The organism is Psychrobacter sp. A3 (genome assembly GCF_028823565.1).
GTDB classification, from domain to species: Bacteria; Pseudomonadota; Gammaproteobacteria; order Pseudomonadales; family Moraxellaceae; genus Psychrobacter; species Psychrobacter celer.
This window is the reverse complement of sequence record NZ_JAPEHS010000015.1, coordinates 19,446-40,797: the sequence shown is the minus strand read 5'-3', so window position 1 is coordinate 40,797 and position 21,352 is coordinate 19,446. Positions and strand designations below refer to the sequence as shown.

General features: G+C 48.1%; 19 protein-coding genes and 2 pseudogenes. 11 read left to right on the top strand and 10 right to left on the bottom strand.

Annotation, left to right across the window (positions count from 1 at the left end):
- A pseudogene (locus NK638_RS04090) lies at positions 1 to 187 on the bottom strand (hypothetical protein); the annotation flags it as partial.
- Between the two features lie 642 nt (positions 188 to 829).
- On the opposite strand from NK638_RS04090, the gene NK638_RS04085 reads away from it, so the two are divergent.
- The 6 genes from NK638_RS04085 to NK638_RS04060 all read left to right on the top strand — a co-directional run bounded on the left by NK638_RS04085 (position 830) and on the right by NK638_RS04060 (position 6,186).
- Positions 830 to 1,441 (top strand): rhomboid family intramembrane serine protease, encoded by a 612-nt coding sequence (locus NK638_RS04085; protein ID WP_274632034.1) that lies wholly within the window; start codon positions 830 to 832, stop codon positions 1,439 to 1,441.
- A gap of 114 nt (positions 1,442 to 1,555) precedes the next feature.
- Positions 1,556 to 2,506, top strand: coding sequence for a metallophosphoesterase (locus NK638_RS04080; RefSeq protein WP_201584142.1), 951 nt, complete (start codon positions 1,556 to 1,558; stop codon positions 2,504 to 2,506).
- A gap of 149 nt (positions 2,507 to 2,655) precedes the next feature.
- Positions 2,656 to 3,210 carry a 5-(carboxyamino)imidazole ribonucleotide mutase gene (gene purE / locus NK638_RS04075; RefSeq protein WP_105244753.1) on the top strand — a complete coding sequence of 185 codons (555 nt, stop codon included), beginning with the start codon at positions 2,656 to 2,658 and terminating at the stop codon, positions 3,208 to 3,210.
- A 212-nt stretch (positions 3,211 to 3,422) separates the two neighbouring features.
- The gene (locus tag NK638_RS04070) at positions 3,423 to 4,805 is read left to right on the top strand and encodes a 5-(carboxyamino)imidazole ribonucleotide synthase (protein ID WP_274632033.1); all 1,383 of its coding nucleotides are present in this window, start codon (positions 3,423 to 3,425) and stop codon (positions 4,803 to 4,805) included.
- Positions 4,805 to 5,254 (top strand): YaiI/YqxD family protein, encoded by a 450-nt coding sequence (locus tag NK638_RS04065; protein ID WP_274632032.1) that lies wholly within the window; start codon positions 4,805 to 4,807, stop codon positions 5,252 to 5,254. Before NK638_RS04070 ends, NK638_RS04065 begins: the two co-directional genes overlap by 1 nt.
- A gap of 293 nt (positions 5,255 to 5,547) precedes the next feature.
- A complete protein-coding gene (locus NK638_RS04060; protein ID WP_274632031.1) occupies positions 5,548 to 6,186 on the top strand; it encodes an NAD(P)H-binding protein in 639 nt (212 codons plus the stop codon).
- A gap of 257 nt (positions 6,187 to 6,443) precedes the next feature.
- Here the strand turns inward: NK638_RS04060 and epmA are convergent.
- The 3 genes and pseudogenes from epmA to NK638_RS04045 form a co-directional block, all read right to left on the bottom strand.
- Positions 6,444 to 7,491 (bottom strand): annotated as a pseudogene (epmA, locus tag NK638_RS04055) (EF-P lysine aminoacylase EpmA).
- A 43-nt stretch (positions 7,492 to 7,534) separates the two neighbouring features.
- Positions 7,535 to 8,692 (bottom strand): 4-phosphoerythronate dehydrogenase, encoded by a 1,158-nt coding sequence (locus NK638_RS04050; protein ID WP_274632036.1) that lies wholly within the window; start codon positions 8,690 to 8,692, stop codon positions 7,535 to 7,537.
- 39 nt (positions 8,693 to 8,731) lie between these two features.
- The gene (locus NK638_RS04045) at positions 8,732 to 9,859 is read right to left on the bottom strand and encodes an AI-2E family transporter (protein WP_105244748.1); all 1,128 of its coding nucleotides are present in this window, start codon (positions 9,857 to 9,859) and stop codon (positions 8,732 to 8,734) included.
- A gap of 834 nt (positions 9,860 to 10,693) precedes the next feature.
- On the opposite strand from NK638_RS04045, the gene NK638_RS04040 reads away from it, so the two are divergent.
- Positions 10,694 to 12,385, top strand: a complete 1,692-nt coding sequence (locus NK638_RS04040) for an NAD+ synthase (RefSeq protein WP_274632030.1) — start codon at positions 10,694 to 10,696, stop codon at positions 12,383 to 12,385.
- 127 nt (positions 12,386 to 12,512) lie between these two features.
- Positions 12,513 to 13,787, top strand: coding sequence for a hemolysin family protein (locus NK638_RS04035; protein WP_274632029.1), 1,275 nt, complete (start codon positions 12,513 to 12,515; stop codon positions 13,785 to 13,787).
- A gap of 34 nt (positions 13,788 to 13,821) precedes the next feature.
- Here NK638_RS04035 and NK638_RS04030 read toward each other — a convergent pair whose 3' ends face one another.
- Complete coding sequence (locus NK638_RS04030; RefSeq protein ID WP_274632028.1) at positions 13,822 to 14,517, bottom strand: YggS family pyridoxal phosphate-dependent enzyme; 696 nt, start codon at positions 14,515 to 14,517, stop codon at positions 13,822 to 13,824.
- A gap of 351 nt (positions 14,518 to 14,868) precedes the next feature.
- Here NK638_RS04030 and NK638_RS04025 point away from each other — a divergent pair, with 351 nt between their 5' ends.
- Together NK638_RS04025 and NK638_RS04020 are read left to right on the top strand one after the other, a co-directional pair.
- A complete protein-coding gene (locus NK638_RS04025; RefSeq protein ID WP_192995874.1) occupies positions 14,869 to 15,924 on the top strand; it encodes a type IV pilus twitching motility protein PilT in 1,056 nt (351 codons plus the stop codon).
- 124 nt (positions 15,925 to 16,048) lie between these two features.
- A complete protein-coding gene (locus NK638_RS04020; protein WP_075101772.1) occupies positions 16,049 to 17,170 on the top strand; it encodes a PilT/PilU family type 4a pilus ATPase in 1,122 nt (373 codons plus the stop codon).
- A gap of 154 nt (positions 17,171 to 17,324) precedes the next feature.
- Here NK638_RS04020 and fur read toward each other — a convergent pair whose 3' ends face one another.
- The gene (fur, locus tag NK638_RS04015; protein ID WP_192995876.1) at positions 17,325 to 17,759 is read right to left on the bottom strand and encodes a ferric iron uptake transcriptional regulator; all 435 of its coding nucleotides are present in this window, start codon (positions 17,757 to 17,759) and stop codon (positions 17,325 to 17,327) included.
- A 362-nt stretch (positions 17,760 to 18,121) separates the two neighbouring features.
- Here fur and NK638_RS04010 point away from each other — a divergent pair, with 362 nt between their 5' ends.
- Positions 18,122 to 18,541, top strand: coding sequence for an outer membrane protein assembly factor BamE (locus tag NK638_RS04010; RefSeq protein WP_083608584.1), 420 nt, complete (start codon positions 18,122 to 18,124; stop codon positions 18,539 to 18,541).
- A gap of 19 nt (positions 18,542 to 18,560) precedes the next feature.
- On the opposite strand, the gene NK638_RS04005 is transcribed toward NK638_RS04010, so the two are convergent.
- From NK638_RS04005 to NK638_RS03990, 4 genes are all read right to left on the bottom strand, one after another.
- On the bottom strand, positions 18,561 to 18,644 hold the full coding sequence (locus NK638_RS04005) for an RnfH family protein (RefSeq protein WP_274632035.1): 84 nt from the start codon (positions 18,642 to 18,644) through the stop codon (positions 18,561 to 18,563).
- 7 nt (positions 18,645 to 18,651) lie between these two features.
- Positions 18,652 to 18,864, bottom strand: a complete 213-nt coding sequence (locus tag NK638_RS04000) for a hypothetical protein (RefSeq protein WP_274632037.1) — start codon at positions 18,862 to 18,864, stop codon at positions 18,652 to 18,654.
- A complete protein-coding gene (locus NK638_RS03995) occupies positions 18,852 to 19,994 on the bottom strand; it encodes a hypothetical protein (protein WP_274632027.1) in 1,143 nt (380 codons plus the stop codon). Before NK638_RS03995 ends, NK638_RS04000 begins: the two co-directional genes overlap by 13 nt.
- A gap of 428 nt (positions 19,995 to 20,422) precedes the next feature.
- A complete protein-coding gene (locus NK638_RS03990) occupies positions 20,423 to 21,091 on the bottom strand; it encodes a c-type cytochrome (RefSeq protein ID WP_192994403.1) in 669 nt (222 codons plus the stop codon).
- Positions 21,092 to 21,352: the final 261 nt, after the last annotated feature.

The following is a 21,352-nucleotide window of genomic DNA, read 5'->3' as shown; positions in this document are numbered from 1 at the left end:
CCGCCTCTGTACTGATTGTCTCATCGCTACGCAATAGCTCAGAGTATATATCTGGCTGCGCCAAACGGCTAGCCAAAACCGCATAAAACTGCTCAAGCAAACTGATATAAGCCACGCTTTGGTGACTTGCCTGCTCACCTAAGACAGCTGGGGTCACGGTTTGCTCTAGTTGATCGATGATACTCATAGATGACTGCCTCTATCGGCCATTGATGGAAATTTACAAAATGACAAGCTTATATTTTATTATGACTAGGGTTGACGCTATTGAAAAGCAGTATCGGTACAGAAAAAGTACTGGCTGTATGCTTTCAATAACAGCGCCAGTGTCGCAAAACCACGTCGACATTGATGACCTATCATGCCAGCTCAAACGCTACCTAATTCAGGTTTGACGGCTATCAATCATTGCATGGCTACATTATTCACCAGAAACGCATAAAAACGCAGCGTTTTGTCACATAATAGGTTTTGGCATTGGCTCAACTACTGTTAATATTATGGCTTACCTCGGTGCTCGATCAGCGATAATTTGGTTCCCTATAAAACATAACACCACTAGCGTATGGCTGGGATAAATATAGCTTATGCTGAGATTACCTAGGCTTAAGTTACGTAAAGATAAAGTGAGATAGCTTCAGCAGACACAGTCGATAAGTAAAATGTATCTCGCTAAGAGCGCATTTTTAGCCCATTTAGATGGCTATCGATTGAATTGAGAACACGCCCTAGTAATGATCGTCAGTTTTTATGCAGCCGTAACGCTTAGGCTTTGAACGTTGTCATTTCTCGCATTGTCATACATCAGGCGCATCCTAAGGATTTTTCTTTGTTAAACCATACCACTCTTATCATTATTATTACGGTTATCATCAGCTTGTTGGCATGGCAAAACAAACGCTTGTTTAACCGTTTTATTTTTTATCCGCCAGCGGTAAACAACGGACAGTGGGATCGTTTTGTGACGCATGGTTTTATCCATGCCGACAGCATGCATCTATTGTTTAACATGTTTACGCTGTATTTTTTTGGTCGCGCCATCGAAGGGCTGTACCAGCCGTGGTTTTTGTTTGGTTATGGGTTTGTGGTGTTTTATGTGCTTGCCATTGTTATCGCTATGGTGCCAAGCTATCTAAAAAACAAAAACAATGCCAGCTATCTAAGTCTTGGCGCGTCAGGCGGGGTTTCAGCGGTGCTGTTTGCCTTTATCTTGCTGGCACCGTGGGAAAGCCTTTACTTATTTGCCATTGTTCCGATTCCGGCGATTTTATTTGCAGTAGCATATGTGGCTTATAGTATTTATGCAGATAGGCGCGGCGGCTCAAACATCAATCATATGGCCCATATGTGGGGCGGCGCGTTTGGGGTGGTGGCCACGATTGTTTTAGAGCCGCGTGTCTTGCCGCACTTTATCAACGCGCTGCTGTCGCCAGGTTTTTAGAGCCGCTATGGCTATGGCTGATAATGGTCGATAGACAATCATCTCATTGATGGTTTGACTTTTTATGTATTGCGTTTTTATAAGCGCACAACCTCTCCTTTATGTTGTTTTATTATGATTATAGATGTTATCGGTGATATTCACGGCTACGCGGACAAGCTTGTCGGTTTGCTTAAACAGTTGGGTTATGTCCATAATGGTCAATACTTTGTGCCGCCAGAGGGCCATCGAGCGCTGTTTATTGGCGATTTGATGGATCGTGGGCCCCAGCAAGTGGCGACGTTGGAGATTGTGTTTGCCATGCTAGATGCTGATGTCGCCGACGCGGTGATGGGCAATCATGAGTATAACGCGCTGGCTTTTGCCACACCCGACCCGGACGTGCCTGGCGAGTATCTGCGCTCGCACGATGCGGTGCATACCCGTCAACACGAGGCGTTTTTGGCAGAGGTGCCTTTTGGCTCGGCGGCGCATCAGTACTGGCTTAAGCGTTTTTATGAGATTCCGTTGTGGCTCGAGACTGACTATGCCTGTTTTGTCCATGCTTGCTGGGATGTAGATAGCATGGCTGTGCTAAAGCCGTTGCTCACCGCAGATAATTGTCTGACGCCGCATGCGCTTGAGGTGACCTCGCGTGAGTTTAGTCCGGCCTTTGATGCGCTAGAGCGAGTGCTAAAAGGTGTGGAGACACCTTTGCCAGACGGCTTAGTAATGGTCGATAAAGAAGGCACGGAGCGCAAGCGGGTACGGGTACGCTGGTGGCTGGATGCGTTGAACCAGCGCACGCTGTATGAAGTTGCTCGCGCGCCCGCTTCGGCATTGGCGCAGATTCCTCAAGACGTCTTGGCTGATAATATCGATTTTGCCTTAAAAACTCACAAACCTGTGTTTGTCGGGCATTATTGGCTGACAGGTACGCCTGAGCCGCTCAGCGCGCAAGTCGCTTGCACAGATTATTCTGCCGCCGTAGACAGCGGCTATCTGACGTGCTATCAGCTTGATACGACCAAACCATTACCACTCACAGCAGATAGCTTTGTACAGTATCGTCACGATCAGCGCTAAGACCGCGTATGATGCGCGCTACCTGCTGACGCTTCTGTGTTCTGTGATGCGTGAGGGGACAAAAACGCGATAGTATGGCGAAACCTCAATCTTGGCTTTACGAACGCGGCAAAACTTTTGTATGATGGTCTTTTTGAGGATATCGCATCATGAGCACCCAATCAGCTACGATTCAACCTAATCCTATCGCCTCTCCTGCTGGCCAGCCAAAAGTCGGCATCATTATGGGCTCACAATCTGATTGGGCCACCATGAGCGCCGCCGCCCAGCTACTGGCCGACTTTGATATTGCCTTTGATTGCGAAGTGGTCTCAGCGCACCGTACGCCTGATAGATTGTTTGACTACGCCAAATGTGCAAAAGACAATGGCCTACAAGTGATTATCGCGGGTGCTGGCGGGGCGGCACATCTGCCTGGTATGTGTGCCAGCCAAACGCCGCTCCCTGTCTTTGGTGTACCGGTCAAGTCCTCCATGCTCAGCGGCTGGGACAGCCTACTCTCTATCGTACAGATGCCAAAAGGCGTGGCGGTCGGCACTCTCGCTATTGGGACGGCAGGCGCATATAACGCCGCTTTGCTGGCGATTCAAGTATTGGCATTACATGACGAGGCGGTGGCCAGCAAGCTCGATACGCTGCGTCAGACGCAAACCGATACCATCCTTGCCAGCCCAACTCCAGGTATCATTAATCAATCCGCCTAGCGATTTATGGTATCTGGGCTGATGGTTATCATACGAAACAACCATGCAAAAACATGCAAAGCCAAGCGATCATTCATCTTAGCGCGTCTAGCGATTGTTTTAAAATGCGCGCTTAGCATGCGGGTTCACCCAAGAATAAGGTGCAGAAATTGCGCCTTTTCCTATTTTAATACGCTCGTTTTCATCCATTACTTATTCAAAGAGTTACTATCATGACCACAGCCAATGCTTATCCTGTTACTCAAACTATCCGTACCATCGGTATCTTAGGTGGTGGTCAGCTGGGCATGATGCTCGCCCAAGCTGCGCTACCGCTCGGCTATCAATGCGTGTTTTTAGAGGACAATGCGGACTGCCCAGCCAGCCTCTATGGTACGGTATTTTCAAGCGCGCAGCTCGATGACTTTATCGCAGCGGCCGATGTCTTTACCTTAGAGTTCGAAAACACGCCAACTGCCACGGTCGAAAAACTGGCCAGCCTCTCAACATCAGGCAACAAACAAGGCATGTTTCCGCCGCCAGTGGCCTTAGATATCGCTCAAGATCGCTTAAAAGAAAAGCGGATGTTTAATGACTTAGCAATCGCCACGGTGCCTTTTCAAGAAGTCAGCTCTGAGGCTCAGTTAAAGCAAGCCTGCGATGAATTAGGGCTACCTATCGTTCTAAAGACCAGCCGCGGCGGTTATGACGGCAAAGGCCAGTATGTCATCAAACAAGACAGCGACATCACCAAAGCTTGGCACGACCTCAAAGACGCGGTCAGCGGTAAAGGCAGCCTAACGCCTACCCCAGCGCCGCTGATTGCCGAAGGTTTTATCAACTTTAGCCGCGAGGTATCTATCATTGCGGCTCGCGCCCAAGATGGTAGTGTGCGCTGTTATGATTTGGTCGAAAACCACCATCATCATGGCATTTTGGCCAAGACCCAAGCGCCTGCTGTCGGCACCAGCCATATCTTTAGCCAAGCCAAAGAAGCCATCACCACGATCATGAACCACTTAGGTTATGTAGGCGTGATGGCGCTTGAGCTGTTTGTCACCAAAGATGCGCGCGGTCATGACTATCTGCTGGCCAATGAGATTGCGCCGCGGGTACACAACTCTGGGCATTGGAGCATCGAAGGGGCGATTACCAGTCAATTTGAAAACCATATCCGCGCGGTGGTCGATTTGCCATTAGGCGATACTGATAACGTCCATCCAGCGATTATGGTCAATGTGCTGGGTCAATACCCTAACATCAGCGACGTACTGGCTATCGATGGTGCCCATTATCACAGCTACCACAAGGCTGAACGCGACGATCGTAAAATCGCTCATATCACCTTGATGCCCAATGACGTCACTGACTTAGAGCCTTCGATGGCCAAGCTGGTCGCCATCTTACCCAACAAAGTCGGTTTGGATAAAGAGTACGCTGCCGTCCAAAAGCCTCAAGAGCCTGCCAGTCCACAAACGAACAGCACCGCCCAAGACGCCCAGACGCTCGATAGTAAGGCCGCGAACAACGCTGCACCCCAAGCTACAGACCGCCAAGTGGAAAGTGAGGCGAAGGTGCAACCCACACAGGACAAAACCACACAGGCAAAAAAATAATGCAGATTTGGGTAGATGCAGATTCGGTACCATCCATTGCCAAAGACTTGATTATCAAGACTGCTGAGCGCACACAAACGGCGGCGATATTCGTCGCCAATCAGCCGATTAAACTGCGCCGCTCACCCCTGCTCACCATGACGGTGGTACCATCGGGGTTTGATAAAGCCGATGATTATATCGTTGAGCAAATACAGGCAGGCGATCTGGCCATCACCAGCGACATTCCTTTGGCCAATGATATTTTGGACAAAGGCGCGTTGGTGCTTACCACGCGCGGCATCATTTATACTAAAGAAAATATTAAGCAAAAGCTGAACATGCGTGACTTTATGGATACCATGCGCGGCACTGGCGTCTTAGAGCCACAAGAGATGAGCGGACAAAAACCTTATGGCGAGCGTGACAAAAAAGCCTTTGCCGATGGTCTAAACAAGCTGGTGCGCTGATCTTCCACGTATTTTTGCAGATCTTGCAAACCCTATACACTCTACAACCAAACACTATGCAAACGGCACGCTTCATAACGAAGTGTGCCGTTTATTGTTGTTAGTCTATATACAGTCTTTAAGATGTGCTTTTCCAGACACGCTTTGATAGGGCGATGACATTGGCAAAACGGCAAAACGCAATATTGTTTAAAGCCCTGTATCATTTAAATCAGTCAAAATACTGTGTTGTCAAAGCGCTATGATAAAAGCGCAGACGTCATCGTAGTTAATATATAACAATAGGAATGCATATGAAAATTTTAGTGATTGGAGCAAGTGGCCGTGTGGGTACAGATTTGGTCGAACAACTATTGGCAGACGACCATCAGGTCATCGGTACCACGCGTCAGGATAAAAAACTGTTTGATAACGACAATTACCGTCAGCTAGACTTAGATATCACCGCCGAAAAAGACGCCATCGCCGAGCAAATAGAGCAAGATATCGATGCGGTCTATTTTGTTGCAGGCTCAGGCGGCAAAAACGTTTTAGAAGTGGACTTACATGGCGCTGTAAAGACCATGCAAGCGGTAGAAGACAAAGGCATCAAACGCTATATCATGCTAAGCACGGTGTTTTCGTTAGACACCAATAAGTGGGACACTCCTGGCATTGCTGATCTAAAAGAATACTATATCTGTAAGCATTACGCCGATCAGTGGCTGGTCAACGACAGCACGCTTGACTATACCATCGTACAAGCAGGGGCCTTAAAGGAGCGTGCAGGGACTGGCAAAATCACCATCAACGATGACAATGCAGGCGAAAATGCGATTGCAGATGTGGCGGCGACCTTGACTGCGGTATTGGGCGCAAACAATACCATCAAAAAAGTCTTTAGTCTGCACAATGGTGAGACCGCCATCAACGAAGCCATCGCTACGTTATAGTAGATAATAGGTAGCATATATAGTTGATTCTAAATAAAACAGATACATTCTATGTCAACGTGGAACTGTATCGTTTTTATACTGAACTCACTATACAATCTACAACTTATAAATACGGTGCTGAATCAGATTAACGACCGTTACAGCTAAAAAAGACAAAAGCGAGTCAGCCTTTTTGCTTGACTCGCTTTTTTATGACGGTCTATTAGAAGACATAATATTAGAACGCTTGCACTTACAATGCATTTACAGCCCAGTTACGCCAAACCACTAGGAAAGGCAATCACTTCCTCCAAGCTGCGCGCTCCTGTTGTCACCATCAATAACCGATCGATACCAACCGCGATGCCGCTACAAGGCATCAATGCATCAGAGGCTGCCAATAGATGCTCATCGATTGGCATGGCTGGCAGGTCATGCTGCTGACGCCGCTCATTGTCCTGCTCAAAACGCTGGCGTAACGCTGGCCCATCTGCCAGCTCATCATACGCATTGGCAATCTCAATGCCATTGATATACAGCTCAAAACGCTTGGCAACGGTATTACCCTCTTTATCCACCGCAGTCTTTGCCAGTGCTGCCGTCGCTGGTGGATATTCAATAATCAGCGTCGGCAGATCATGACCTAAATTTGGCTCGACGACGTGGCTAAACAGCAAGTCAAGCCAGCTTTGGCGGATGCTCTCCTCGCTCTGACCGGCGTCGTTTTTTTCAGCCTTATTGATGCCCGTATTAAAATCAAACCCCATCAGCCCTTTATCCTCTGCAACTGCTTGTAGCGTCGCAAGGCTAGCGGTCAGCGGATGAATCCCGACAAAATCCATAAAAGCATCGACATAGCGATAATGACTTAGCACCACTGCATGACCATATAGGCGCTCCCAGCTCGGCGGCCATATCCTCAAGACTATAATGGGGCTGATACCACTCCAGCATGGTGAATTCGATATTATGCCGCACCCCTATCTCATTGTCTCGAAACACAGGACAGATCTGATAAATCGGCACTTGCCAGCTGGCGAGTAAACGCTTCATAGCAAACTCAGGCGAGGTATGTAGATAGTAGGTGCGCGGTTTGTCTTGATAGGTGACCGCCGCGGCGACCGACTGCAAAAAAGTATCGGTATTGCCCGCTTGCGACAGTAGCGGCGTCTGCACCTCTAATACGTGCCGCGCTGCAAAAAACTGCCGCACCTTACTCATAAAATGCGCGCGCTGCTGTGCCATGGCAAGCGTCATGGTCGGCGCATAACTGGGCTGGGAGCAAGCGTTTGGGTTTGATGTAACTGATGCTTTGGAACTCATGATGATGTACTACAACTTTTATAAAAACCTATGGAAAATACGCCTAAAACTGCCACTCGCGGCGCAAATGATAGTCACGGCGAAGCTGATCAAAAGCCGCGGCCTTTACCTGACCCTCAGCGAGCGTGGCTCGCAGCGCTTTATCATCTTGCATGATGTCATAAAACTTAACCAGCCTATCAGGGTGTGCCTGTAGCTCAGACCACAAAAACATATTGAGCGGTAGCAGCTGATGCATCGACTGCGCAGGGCTGATTGAGAGTTTTTCACAGAGCGCATCATAGATCATTTGAGTGCCGCGCAGCTTACCTTCCAAGGTGTAGCCAGCGATATGCGGGGTGGCAATCGCCAGTTTGCTTAGCAGTGCTTCCTCAATTTGCGGCTCATGCTCAAAGACATCGAGCACCACTTGCCGACCGGTACGCTCAATATCCGCCTGCAAGGCAGCGGCATCGATGACGGGCCCGCGAGCACTGTTGATCAATAAGGTACTGGCTGGCATCGCATCCAGAGCGTTTTTGTCGATTAAATGCCGCGTTGGATACTCATGGGCATGACTACTATGATGGGCACTGCCCGCCACACTGGTCGCACTCGATTTGTCAGTCAAGGGCACATGCAGGCTGACCACATCGCTTTTTTCGATGACTTGCGCAAAGCTGGCATTATTGAGGCTTGAGGCTGGTAGCAGCGGATCATAGCCGAGCACTTGCCAGCCCAAACTACTGGCATATTGCGCCAATGTACTACCGATATTGCCCAGTCCAATAATGCCCACTGTGGGCGGCGTCGATGACCGCTGCCAGTACTCAGGCCGCAAGGTCAAAATAGCGCTCAGCACATACTGCGCCACAGAGTGCTTGCTACAGCCTGCCGCATTGGCAAAGTGAATACGACGCGCCGCTAAGTAATCTTGATCGACATGATCGGTACCAATCGTCGCCGAACCGACAAACCTCACACTGTCATTGTCTTTCAATAAATCTGCGTTGACGTGGGTCACTGAGCGTATCAGTAAGACATTGGGCTGCGTATCCGCCAATAGCTGCGCATCGATATCGCGCCCTGCCACTTTGATCATACGCACGCGCCGTCCTGTCGTCCCACTGAGCGTGTCATTATTAAAAAACTCAGACAAGCTGGCGATATTGCTATCGGCCACGATGGTGAGGTCTGTTGCTGCATTTGGTTTATTTTCCATTGCCACATCCGCGCTCTTATTTAACATGGTCGTGTACCTCTATTCTGATTTAGTCACAGTTGGCAACGTCTGAGTCTCAGACAGTACCACGTCTTGCTGAGCAAATATCTCATTTTTATGCTGAGATATCCATTCACGCCACACGGCCAGCCCGATGGCTAGCACCACAGGCCCGATAAACAAACCGACAAAGCCAAACGCTGTCAGCCCGCCCAATACCCCGATAAATATAATGATAAAAGGAATCTTGGTGGCACCGCTGATGACGATAGGCCGAATCAAATTATCCACCCAGCTAATGACAAATATCCCCCACAGTGCCAGACCGATGCCCTCAACTGTATGACCTTGGCTTAGCAGCCAGACCGACACCCCGCCCCACACAAACGGCGTCCCAAACGGAATCAAGGCAATAATAAAGGTAACGATGGTCAACAAAATAGGACTGGGCGCGCCTGAGAAATAATAGCCAATACCGGCAAGCAAAGCCTGCGCCAGCGCGGTCAGCCCGATGCCATAGACTACCGCTCGTGTCGTCGTGCCGACCGAATCAATATAGCCATCAATGCGATTGCCAATGATATTGCGCAGGGCTTGGCGTATTTGCCGTACCAAACTGGTGCCATCTCGGTAAAAAAAGAACAGCGTCATCAATGCCATACCCAGCTTGGCAAGTCCACTAAACACCACATCAAAGGCGACTTTGCCATAATATAAATGTGACTGCACCCACATCCGAAACGCTTCTAGCGTGCCCTCTGGGTTTTTATTGATGCGCCACAAGATATCTTTGACCTGCTGACCGATAACTGGCAGGTCCTTGATGGACTCTGGCACATCCAGATAGCCCACCTTGATACGATAGATCAAGTTGCTAATAAGGCTCAACGCCTCTTGTTGTAAAATAAAAACCCCAATGACCAGCGGTATACCGATGATAAGTGAGATACTCACGGTCATAATCGCCGCGCTAAAGTCTGGACTGAGCTTTACTTTTTCATGAAAAAAACTATAAATAGGAAACGTCACATACGCCAAAATCGCCGCCCACAAAGCCGGCACAATAAAAAACTGTACCACCTGAAAGCACAGTACAAATAACGCAACCAATAAGGTAATGGCCAGCAGGCGCTGAATAATAAATTCTTTTGTCCAGTTTTCAATCATAGCGTATAAACCAAGGGCTGACAGCAAAGACCATTACAGCTTTGCTGACAAGTTTATAAATGGGTGATGAATATCCGTCTATAGATCATGTCCATAAGTCGTATTCACAAGCGAGGGTTTGTCCAACATTCATAGCGATAACACCATCACGATAGCAGTAGCAAGTCCTATGATACCGTAACACATTTAGCAGCCATTCTTTTTATAAAAACACACCAAAATCAAAGCGATTATCACCCTCATTATGCAATAAAATATCCCAAATAAATAACGCTATGTTGTAATCTTTACTTACAACTTTCTCTATACAATCTTATCGAGCTATGAGCACAATAACCACACTGCATCATAGGGTTTTGGTCGATAAAAACCATCACCGACAGCAGCGCGCTTCTGCCCATTTGCAGCAGATATCTCATCAGGTAATTCACCGGCGCGTTCTATTTGTCACGGTAATTGATGTTATACTAAAGCGATTATTTTACGCTTTTTGGGCGCATCAATGGCAATCCACCATAAAATAAAGACCGTTACAAAGCCGCTATCACATGGACATCGCCATTTTGATATCAAATCAAGAGGTTAGCGTCGTGTTATCGATGACGCTAATTTGAGAGATTAGCAGGATATAGGCGCACGTATCAGGTGCCGCTTTACGCCTTCTCTCAAAGCGAAAGTTTCAGCTAGGCGCTGTATGATTTAATAATCAAGCGGTCTATACCAGTGCTGTATAACCGCATTATTTTGCATAAATGTTGTTTGAATGAATGTTGGATTTTTAGACCCACACTGCCTGACCACATTTTAAATACTATATCGATAGGAAAAATAACAATGTCAAAAGACACTGATAATCCCAATCTAAACCCCTCGAGCGAGGCCAGTCATACCAGCAAGCCGCCAGAGACCGTTACTTTTGCACTGGCACAGTCACACTTTTTGGTCGGTGATATCAACGCCAACGCCGAAAAAATGCGCACCTTAGCGCTGCAAGCACGTGAGCAAGGCGCCGACGTTATCGTCTTTCCAGAGCTGGCCTTATTGGGCTACCCACCACAAGACCTATTGCTGCGTCCAAGCTTGTCAGGCCGCGTCAAAAGCGCGCTATCTACCCTAAGCGATATCGACGACATCGTTATGATTGTCGGCTATCCGCACGTCGATCATCACGGTACCTTCAACTCAGCGGCCATCTTACATAATGGTCATCAAAAAGGCTTTTATCATAAGCAAATTTTGCCAAATTATGGCGTGTTTGATGAACGCCGCTACTTTGATAAAGGCCGCAATCAAGTACTGTTTGACTATAAAGGTATCACCATCGGTCTGCTGATCTGCGAAGACTTGTGGGAAAAAGGCCCAGTCGCTGAGCTAAAAAAACAAGGCGCTGATATGATCGTCAGCCTAAACGCCTCACCGTTTGAGATTGAAAAACAAGAAAACCGCAAGACCATGCTGGCCAAACGCAGCCGCGAAAACAACTTACCTATTATCTATATCAATGCCGTGGGCGGACAAGATGACTTGGTGTTTGATGGCGGCTCAATGGCGATACAAGCAGATGGCAGCGTCGCCCACGAAGCGCCGCGTTTTATGAGCCAATTACTGCTGGCCACTTTAGATGTCAAAACAGCCAAGTTCGACAGCCAAACCAAAGCGCCACTGAGCTTGAGCCGCGAGTCGGAGATGTATCAAGCATTGGTAGTAGGGCTACGTGATTATGTCAATCTTTCTGGATTTTCAGGTGTCATCGTCGGCCTGTCAGGCGGTATCGATTCTGCCTTGACGCTTTGTATCGCGGTCGACGCGCTGGGCGCAGATAAAGTCTATGCAGTGATGATGCCGTACGAATATACCTCACAGATCAGCTTAGAGGACGCGCAAGCACAAGCGCGCCGCTTAAACGTTTCTTATACTGTCTGTCCAATCTTTGATGCGGTGGAAGGTATCCGTCATACGCTAGCGCCACTGTTTCACAAATCGCCTGCTGATACCACCGAAGAAAACATCCAAGCGCGCGCGCGCGGTGTGGTGCTGATGGCACTGTCCAACAAGTTTGGTCATCTGGTCATCACCACTGGCAACAAGTCAGAGCTGGCAGTTGGTTACTCAACATTATATGGCGACATGGCAGGCGGTTTTGATGTACTAAAAGACGTCTATAAATCACAAGTATATAAGCTGGCAAGCTACCGTAACCGCCTAGAGGACACACCTGTGATTCCAGAGCGCGTCATCACACGGCCGCCGTCCGCTGAGCTGCGTCCTGACCAAAAAGACCAAGACAGCCTGCCTGATTATGATGTATTGGACAGCATCTTGATGTCGTATATCGATGAAGACATGGGCTATCAAGAAATCGTCGATAAAGGGTTTGAGGCAGCTATGGTGGCCAAGGTCATCAAGATGGTGGATAACAGCGAGTACAAGCGTCTACAAGCGCCAATCGGCACCAAAATCAGTCACAAAGCCTTTGGCCGTGAGCGCCGCTATCCACTGGTTAATAAATGGTCTATTAAAGGCTAAGCCCGCTTGTTAAAACAGTCGTCTCACTTTTATCATTAGCTGGGTGCTTGCCCAGCTTTTTTAGTTTTTATAAATAAGTTTTTTTGTTTATTCCCTACTTATCTATCATTTTGTATCTGAGTACGTCATGAGTTTGCTAACCGCTAGTGTGTTTTTGCTTTTATTACTTGCCTTGAGTGCCTTTGTCTCTGGCGCTGAGATTGCCATTGCTGCTGCTCGCAAGATCAAGCTACAAATCATAGCAAAAGAAGGAGAGGTACGCGCCCTTGATGTGCTACATATGCAAGACAATCCTGGTGGCTTTATCACTGTGGTGCAGGTGGTATTGAACGCCGTTGCCATCTCCGCAGGTGCTATCGGTGAGTCTGCTATCAGCCCTTATTTTCAATTGGTGGTCAAAAACGAAGCCGTCTCGTCAGTCACCTCCTTTGTCCTCATCACCAGCCTGTTTTCTTTGCTCGCGGACTTGATGCCCAGACGCTTGGCGATGTCCAATGCTGAGGCTTTTGCCGTGCGTTTGGTGCGGCCAATGATGGCGCTGACGTTTATCTTTAAGCCTGTTATTTGGGTGTTTGACGGCGCGGCCAATATGTTGTTTAAGTTTTTTGGTATCTCCACCAGTCGTCAAGATGACATCACGCCAGAAGACATCTATGCGGTGATGGATGCTGGTGCCGAGGCAGGCGTGCTCAAAAAACAAGAGCATCATTTGATAGAAAACATCTTTGAGATGCAGGAGCGTACCGTCACCTCAGTGATGAACCCTCGCGAGCATATCGTGTACTTCGATACAAAAATGAGTACCGAACAAATCGTCGAGACGATGATTGAACAGCCGCACAATAAGTTTTTGGTCTGTCATGACGATGATTTAGAGCATATCATCGGCTATGTCGAATCTCGTAGTTTTTTGGCGTTGGTACTCAATAAGCAAGAAGTCAGCCTCACGGACAAGTCCCTGATAAAACCAGCGCTGTTTGTGCCAGATACCTTGTCATTGTTTGAAGTGCTGGAGATGTTTAAATCCACAGGTGCTGACTTTGCTGTCATCGTCAATGAATATGGCTTGGTGGTGGGCGTCATTACCTTAAGGGATGTCATGAGCATCGTCATGGGCGAGCTTGTGACATTAGAGGAGCAGCCTATCGTTCAGCGCACTGACAACTCATGGCTGATCGATGGTATGACGCCGATCGAAGATGTGGTGCGCGCGCTCGATATCGTCAATCTGCCGCGCAATCAAAACTATGAAACCATCAGCGGCTTTATGATGTATATGCTGCGCAAAATCCCCAAAAAGACCGACTCTATCGAATATGCCAACTATCGTTTTGAGATCATCGCCACCGACAACCTCAAAATCACCCAAATGCTGGTTACCAGACTTGATGAGACAGGGTAACTGGAGAATAGTTAGAGAAAATATAGGACGGCATCTACTCTCGCGACCCAAATATGGCGGTACCCACGCGCACCATCGTCGAGCCATGAGCGATGGCGTCCGCCATGTCCCCACTCATGCCCATGCTCAGCGTATCCCAATGCGCCAAGTCTGGATGCTTATCTTTAATGTCTTCAAACAACTGCTGGGTACGGGCAAAGGCATTGGTATCTGTCTTGGCAGGGATAATCATCAGTCCGCGCAGTATCAGACGCTCATAGCGCTTCATGGCACTTATCAGCTCAGGCAACTCGGCTGGCAGACAGCCTGACTTACTGTCTTCATCATCAATATTGACCTGCACCAATACATTCAATGGCGGTAAATCCTCTGGCCGCTGATCATTTAAGCGCTTGGCGATAATGCCGCGCTCGACCGTTTGCACCCAATCGAAATGCTCAGCGATATCACGGGTTTTGTTGCGCTGGATACTGCCGATGTAATGCCAAACGATATGCTCAGCGTCAGGTTGACTTTGTAGCTCATTGATTTTTTCGAGCGCTTCTTGTAAGTAGTTTTCTCCAAAATGGCGCTGACCTTGCTGCGCCAGAGTCGCGATCATCTGTGCAGGTTTGGTTTTGGAGACGGCCAGTAGTGTTACCTGCTCGGCTTGAGAGTCCGCTTGCTCACAAGCTGCGATCACCTGTGCACGAACGCGTTGCCAATTGTCGATTAAGTATTGCTTATCCATAGTATTTTCGCTGTTGTTATATAGGTTTGTTTATAAGCTTCGCCCATTGCGGTTGGGTCTAGCAATTGGGTCTAACATTAACTGTCTCGCTCCCCATCTGCGACCTACAACGCTAGACAAATTTTACATTTTCTTTGGGCAGTAGATGGTTAAATGTCGGCAGTCTTGTTATGATATTGTTACATGGTCTAACATATGCTACTGAATATAAGCGTCATGGTAAAGACAAGGTAGGTTGGCAGATCGCTTTACCCAAGGCTGCGTCCTGCTGCGCCACATATTAGCATCACACCATCATTGGCCTTTACCATCTTTTGTTTGACCTTTTTTGACTGATAGGACTATCCGATTATGGCTGAAAAAAACACCTTAAGCATCGAAGACTTGTTGCGTTTTACGGTTAAACATAAAGCATCTGATTTACATATTTCAGCCGGTATGCCCGCGATGATTCGTGTCGATGGCGAGATGACGCGCATCAATATGCCAGCGATGACGCATCAAACGGTGCATCAGCTGATTTATGACATCATGAATGACAAGCAGCGCGCCGATTTTGAGGAGTTTTTTGAGACGGACTTTTCTTTTGAGATTCCCAATCTTGCCCGCTTTCGGGTAAACGCCTTTAATCAAAACCGCGGCGCAGGTGCTGTGTTTCGTACCATTCCCTCCAAGGTCCTAACGATGGAAGATTTGGGCATGGGCGATGTGTTCAAACGCGTATCAGACTTCAAACGCGGCGTGGTGCTGGTGACTGGCCCGACCGGCTCTGGTAAATCCACGACGCTGGCAGCCATGATTGATTATATCAATGAGAGCCGCAAAGAGCATATTTTGACCATCGAAGACCCAATCGAATTTGTCCACGAATCGAAAAAAAGCCTCATCAACCAGCGCGAAGTACACCGCGACACATTAGGGTTTGAGCCAGCCCTACGCTCGGCACTGCGTGAGGATCCCGACGTTATCTTGGTGGGTGAGCTACGTGACCTTGAGACCATTCGCTTGGCACTAACGGCAGCTGAGACCGGCCACTTAGTCTTTGGCACCCTGCACACCAGCTCAGCGGCCAAAACCATTGACCGTGTGATTGATGTGTTCCCTGCCGCCGAAAAAGACATGATTCGCGCCATGCTCTCAGAGTCGCTACAGGCAGTCATCTCACAGACCTTGCTGCGCCGTCAAGCAGGTGGCCGTATCGCCGCCCACGAGATCATGCTAGGTACGCCGGCCATCCGTAACCTCATTCGCGAAAACAAAATCGCCCAGATGTATTCGGCGATTCAAACAGGCGCAGGCGACGGTATGATCACCCTTGACCAGACTTTAAAAAACCTCGTGGCCAAAGGCACCATCAGCAAAGACGTGGCGCGCCCTTATGCCAAGCAGCCTGAGACTTTTTTATAGGCGGTGATTTGCCATTAAGGCAGCACTGACGCAGTGCTCTGCAGTATCAGCATCACTGCGGGCATCACGGATCACATAATTTTAGATATTTTTTTAGGCGATTGACATCGAAAGCGGGTACAACATGGACATTGATAAACTATTGCAGTTAATGATCAATAAAAACGGCTCTGACCTTTTTATTACTGCTGAAGTGGCACCTTCGATGAAGGTGAATGGCAAGATATTGCCTGTGGGTAAGACCCCGCTGACCCCTGCCCAAACCTTAAAACTGGTCCAAAGCGTCATGACGGCCAGTCAGCAGCAAGAGTTTGAAGAGACCAACGAGTGTCAGTTTGCCATCACTGATGAAGCAAAGCAGGCACGGTTTCGGGTCAGCGCGTTTGTACAGCGCGACATGGCTGGGATGATTTTGCGTAAAATCGAAAACAAAATCCCAACCGTCGAAGAGCTGCGCCTGCCACCTGTTCTCAAAGAGTTGGCGATGAAAAAGCGCGGCATCATCCTACTGGTCGGTGCGACAGGTACGGGTAAATCGACGACGCTTGCTGCCATGATCGGCCATCGCAACCAGAACTCGCAAGGCCATATCATTACTATCGAAGACCCGATCGAGTTTGTCCACAAGCATCGCGGCTGTATCATCACCCAGCGCGAGGTCGGTATCGACACCCACTCTTTTGAAGCAGGTTTAAAAAACACCCTGCGCCAAGCCCCTGATGTCATCTTGATTGGTGAGATTCGTAACCGCGAGGTCATGAGCTACGCGATTCAGTATGCTGAGACGGGACATTTGGTATTTGCCACGCTGCACGCCAACAACGCCAACCAAGCCATTGATCGTATCATTCATTTTTTTGAGACCAGCCGTCACAACCAGCTGTTTATGGATTTGTCGCTCAACCTGCAAGCGATCATCGCCCAGCAGCTCATCCCAACACCGGATGGCAAAGGGCGACGCGCAGCGATTGAGATTTTATTAAACTCCCAGCTCATCAGCGACTATATCCGTAAAGGCGAGATTCATGAGATTAAAGATGTGATGAAGCGCTCACGAGAGAGCGGCATGCAGACCTTTGATCAGGCACTGTTTGATTTATATGAGAACGGCGAGATTACCTATAAAGAAGCGATCTTGCATGCTGACTCACCAAACGATTTGCGCCTAAAAATCAAGCTCAGTAGCAAAAACAGCGCCCACCTTTTAGACGAAGGCGCAGATGGTTTGTCGCTAGATATCACATAAGCTGGCGGTTGAATCAAGGCCATAAAAAAAGCCCTCATAAAAAATCGTGAGGGCTTTTTGCTGCGTGCTAGTATTTGAGTGTTTAAACATTAAACAAACAACAAAACGGTTAAAGGTGATAAAACCTTATCAGACTTTGATAACTTAACCGCTGTTATTTGACGCTGTCCTTGCATTCTTGATCATCACAAATACCGTATAGCACCAGTGAGTGACCCGATAATTTAAAACCATGCGACTCTGCAACTTTGAGCTGCTCCTCTTCGATAGCTTCATTATGAAACTCGACAATTTTGCCGCAGTTGTCACAGACCAGGTGGTCATGATGCTCTTCTTGGGTGATCTCAAACACCGATAGATTGTTTTCAAAGTTATGACGCTCGACGATGCCCGCTTGTTCAAACTGGGTCAATACTCGATACACCGTGGCCAGTCCCACATCTTCGCCTTGGTCGATCAGCGCCTTGTACACTTCTTCGGCACTCATATGATGCAGCTCTGCATTTTCTAGCAGTTCTAAAATTTTGATACGTGGTAAGGTGACCTTCAACCCTGCTTTGCGTAAATCTTGATTGGTAAAAGAAGCCATAATATCCCTTGTGACCGTGACAGTCTTAGCAAATAAAGAACCAAAAAATAGGAGGTAGATAAGCTAATAAATTACTTTATAAAGCGTGTTTTATCTAAGACATGCCAAACATGCCTTTTGCAATTCATTGATATCTCGCGTATGACCCTTGCTTATCTTTAACGCCTATATGGTCTATCATTTCGCCGAAAATATCAATGCAAGTCTATGAATTTAAAAAACAAATAACCAAATCACCTTGGTAGCGTTTGGTAAATAATGTCGTAAGTGGTAGGCAATTGCAAGTAAATGACGTATCATTTGTTCAAGATAGTCGGCCAGACACCTTAGCATTGATGGTGGCCGCACCTAACCCATTTCTTATGAGTCATCTTACCATGATAAAGACATTAACTTTTCGTCCGTTCAGCCCTGCACGCGCATTACGTAACATTATTCTAACCAGTATGCTCAGCGCTACCGTCGCGATGTCCGGCTGCTCTTTACTGAGTGTTTATAAGATTGATTTACCACAAGGCACTGCCATCACCCAAGCTCAAGCACAAAAGCTGCAAGTGGGTATGAACCAAAACCAAGTGCTATACATCCTCGGCAGTCCTGCGATTAAAGATACCCTAGAGCCAAAGCGCTGGGACTATATCTACGACTATCAAGCGGGCACTGAAGGCCAACGCCAAGGCATTGCTGATGTCAAAAATGCCAGCCAGCACCTGATTGTCTACTTTGATGATAATGGTTTGGTCAGCCGCATCGAGGGTATAGAGAGCTTGCCTGCGTCGTAACGTGAGGGCTGACAAGCCGCTAGCTTCGTGATTTGTTTTTGCGCTGAGACATCGGATCAGCGCTCAAACTACGATAGACTTCGATACGATCAAAAGCCTGCAAGCGATAGCTAAGCGGCTCGCTTTGCCATTGGGGTTGCCACCTCCGCCATCTCCTCGCACCACGCGGCCAAAGCGGCAAACTGCGTCAGCCACCCTGCTTGCGATAGCGCTTCATACAGCGTGGTATCAGGGCGCACCTGTAGTGACTTGTAGTGCTGATGTGTGGCATCCTCGGCATAGGCCAGATATACGGTGATAGCGTCGTTATTTAGCTCAGCCACTGTAGCACCCAACCCAGTAATGCCAATATCAAAGCCAGTGGTACCACCAACCGTATCGCCACGCGCCACAAGTTATAAAACCCTTCACTACCGAAATTAAGCGACTTGCGCAAATGACTGATTTTCATTTGCCAGCCAGCAAATATCGATAGGAGCAGCACCGCGATACTACTGATAATGACCAAGATACCGACCAACCAAGTGGCAGGAATCACAACGACCAGCGCCAATGCCACCACCAAAGTGATCACCAAGCTCACCACCAGCCCAAACTTATGCGCCAGCTGCTGGGTACTATAGTGCAGCAAATAACTGGCAACGAATAGCACCCCTACCCAATACAATAGCTGAGCGATAGGCGGCAATGCCATGCCACTGACAAACAAAGCCATCATCCCGACTAGCAGTTGCAGTATCCAAATCGGTAGCACCAGCTTGGTCGCACGTGGCTCGGCGGCCAGACGGCTACGAGCAGGTTTTTGGGCATTGTGATTGCCCACACCGACGGCGGTCACTGACTGCTTGCTGGCCAAGCTTTGACCAAACCAATACAGCCCCGTACCCGCCCCCACACTGACCAGCGCCAAGGCAACCGCACGCGCCCACTCGCCTAAGCTCACCTCTGTCATGGCAAAGTCAATATTTGGCAGTCCATTGACCGCACCCAGCAGTAGCCCCGCAACCATCAGCCCCAGACCAATCGGTAACGGCGCGACACCCACTAGGCTCAGCAATACAGCGATGACCATCAGACCTGCCGCCATTGCAAAACTCGGTAGCGCAGGCGCGCTATCAAGCGCCGTCAAAGCCGCCAATATACCTGTACTAGCGCCCGAGATGACCAGCGCAGCGATGACAATCGACACCAGCGCCGCAAGCCAACCAAAACTGCGCCATATCGGACTGGCATCCGCCTCGCGGGTCAGCTTTTGCATACCAGCCAGTGGCGCATCGACGCTCCGATACGCCAGCGCTATCTCTGCATACACCACAGGTAGCGATACCAATACCATCGCCAGCAGCCACAATAGCCAAAAATCTATCTCACCGACTGAAGCAGGGGCAAACCAGCGAAACAACAGTAACGGCAGCAAGGCAGCAACGAAGTAAGAAGCATAACGGATCATCATAATCTAAATCCAAATGAGCTAGGGCGTGTCATCGTTTATGTCATTGACTATATAGCTAAGGTGCAAAACACTGAGCTTGCAACAACAAACCTTAAAACAACGAAGCTTTAAACAGGCAAACTTTCATGATAGTAAGCCTAAAATCGATCGCAACAGGCTCATTGACGACACGCGCTTAAGTGAGGAACAGTAATTTATCACGATACCACATCATGACTTTATAAAGATAAGCCCCTATGAGGGGTTTTATCTTTATAAGGTCATGAGAGTGATAATATAAGGGAACATCAGTTATAAAAAAACCCCGAAATCGGGGTTTAATCATCGAATAATGCTTCATTATCACATAATAACAACTGGCTATCAGGCACTCATTATCAAATCAACGAACAACCGCGCTCTGTGGCCTGTGCTGTGATTGCTACAAATTAGTGAACGGCACTGATATAGTCTGATAGGATACGAATATCACGATCTGATAGCTTCGATGCTACCGTCTGCATCATACCCATCTCGCCTTCTTTGGCAGCGTCGTTGATACGTTTTTGCTCATCGCTATCGATATCATCAGCGCGGCCTGCGGCGCGGAACAGTTTTAGCTGAGTTGAGATATACTCGGCATGCTGGCCGCCTAAGCGCGGAAATGCTGCCCACTCGTTACCAGCGGCATCTGGACCATGACAGCCTGCACAGCCGATCACGCCGCGCGACTTATCACCACCCAAATAGAGTTTGGTGGCTTCTTGGTTGGTCGCAGGATTACCAAAACCAACACCCCAAGGAGCTTGGCTGGCATAATAACCTGCCACGTTGGCTAGGTCTTGCTGAGATAAGTTGGCGACTTGCGACTGCATGATACCATTCTTACGATAGCCTGTTTTAAACTCGACCAACTGCTTATAGAGGTATTTTACGTTTTGGCCACCCAAGTTAGGCTGCGCAGGGACAACGCTAACACCATTAACACCGTGACAAGCAGCGCAGACGGTCTCTGCAATTTTCTTGCCTGCATCGACATCATGCTCAGGAACAATAATAGCAGCTTGTACGCTGAAACTTGCAACGCATAAGCTGGCAGCAGCGATTAACTTTTTCATTGATACAAATCCTACTAACTCGGTGTAAGCATTATTTAGAGTGATTGTACTGATAAGATACCTGATACCGACCGCCCTATAATCAGCGAGGCAAGTATATAATTTAAGGTCTTGGCCACAAGCAATCTGAAAGTACTTACTAACATCAGGGTTTATTTTCGATTATTATAGCAAGACTTTGTAGCATTTGCCTACTTAATCGTCACATCCACCAGTTTTTCTAGTCGGCTTATTATGCTGCTTGCAAAAAAATAAAAGCGC